This window comes from Aminiphilus sp., from assembly GCF_029975095.1.
In the GTDB taxonomy this organism is placed as follows: domain Bacteria; phylum Synergistota; class Synergistia; order Synergistales; family Aminiphilaceae; genus Aminiphilus.
Genome location: NZ_JARKPW010000043.1, coordinates 1 through 1,798, shown reverse-complemented (window position 1 = coordinate 1,798; position 1,798 = coordinate 1). Strand labels below are relative to the sequence as shown.

Sequence of the window (1,798 nt, the reverse complement as noted above, 5' to 3'; positions counted from 1 at the left end):
GGCATCCGGCGGAGCGGGACAGTTGGAGCACTTCTTCGAGGCCGTGGAGGCGGGAGCCACCGTGTTGCTGGCCGCATCCGTCTTCCATTTCGGACTCATCGGGATTCCCGAATTGAAAAAATACCTCCGCGGCCGGGGCGTGCCCGTCATGTGAGGCGTTCGGGACGCCCGAACGTGTTTCCGCGAGGGGGCGGTTCGAGGCGGACGGTCGTCAACCGGACGACCCGACGAAGAACCGCCCATGCGGCCTCCTTCCAGTATCATTCCCCGTCACATGACGCAGTAGGGATGGTTTCTCATCCACTCGCGTACCTCCGGTCCGATCCACTCATCGAGCCCGCGCGCCAGGTAGAAGCGGGGGAAGAGCAGATCGTCCCCTTCGGCAATCACACCCTCTTCACGAGCCGTCTTTTCCAGCGGCGTTCCCGGGTAAATCCGGATCCCCGCCGTCAGTTTCAGCGTTTCCAGGTGGAGGGAGTCGGCGAATTCCAGGCTCTCACGCACCGATTCTCTCGTCTCGCCCGGCCCTCCCAGCAGGAGGAAGCCCAGCCTGCGGATGCCGTATTTTTCGAGCAGTTTCGAGGTGGTCCGTACCTGTTCCACCTCGTATTTCTTGTTGAGGTTGCGCAGGATGGCGGGGCAGCCGCTTTCGAACCCGAGACTTGCCTCGATGCATCCGGCTTCCGCCATTTTCCGCACCAGGTCTTCGTCCACGAAACCGGGATAGAGGCTGCAGTGCCAGCGGATTCTGAGACCGGCTGAGGAGAGCGACGCGCAGAGATCCTTCGCGTACTTCGGCGGGAGATTGAAGATGTTGTCGACAAAGTAGAAGTGCCTGAAGCCGGCCGCCACATGGCGGGCAATCCCCTCCACCACGGTCTCGATCACGCGTTTTCTGAGTACGGTACCTTCCAGGGCGGGCGTGGAGCAGTAGCTGCACCGCATGGGACAGCCGCGCCGGGTCTGGAAGGGGACCCAGACCCCCGTCCTGGCGTCCGCGGGAACGGACCAGAGCGAGGGGTCGGGGAGGGGGAACGTTTCGAGCCCCGCCCGCGCGCACCGTCCCCTGTCCACCGTTGCGCCGGGGAGGCAGAGACCGGGGATTCCGGACAGGTCGTCCCGCCGTTCCAGGGCGCGGAGGAGCGCCGCAAACGCCGTCTCCCCTTCTCCGCAAATTCCCATGTCCGCCTTCAGGTAACGGAGCGCCGCTTCCGGGAAAATGCTGAATCCCGATCCCCCCACGACGATGGTCGCGTCTGAGGCGGCGCGGCACAGGGCAATGGTATCGCGCACCGCTTCCAGCAGGAACCCCGGATTCTCCCGGTTCTGGTCATCCACGTTCCTGGCCGAGACCCCGATCACGCCGGGGCTGTGCTCCCGCACGGCGTCACGGATGATAGAGGCATTGTCGCCGCTGCCCGGGAGAGTGAACATGCGCACCTCATGCCCTGCTTCCCGCGCGGCAACCGCAACCAGGTTGAGACCCAGCGGCAATGGCGTCACATGGCTCGTCTCGGAATTGGTGGAAATCAGCACTACTCTCATGGGAAGTTCCTTTGTTCCCGCAACGGCGAAATCTCAGTGCGCTTTGTCCAACGGCACGTTTTCAGGGTATGCTCCGTGCACTGGTAATTCTAGCTTCCCTGCCGTCAAAACGCAATTCTTCAGGAGTCGTCCCGCGTCGGCCGCATTGCAGTCTCATGAACGGAGCAAGGATGACTTTGTGATGTCCGAAAAGAGGTGAAACCTGTGCGGGCCGCTTTGAGCGGGTAGCATTAGAGGGAAAATAGGGACACTT

Annotated in this window: 1 protein-coding gene; it reads right to left on the bottom strand. The window is 62.6% G+C overall.

Annotation, left to right across the window (positions count from 1 at the left end; genetic code table 11):
• Positions 1-270: 270 nt before the first annotated feature.
• Positions 271-1,545 (bottom strand): radical SAM protein, encoded by a 1,275-nt coding sequence (locus Q1K49_RS02860; RefSeq protein ID WP_300522567.1) that lies wholly within the window; start codon positions 1,543-1,545, stop codon positions 271-273.
• Between the last annotated feature and the right edge of the window lie 253 nt (positions 1,546-1,798).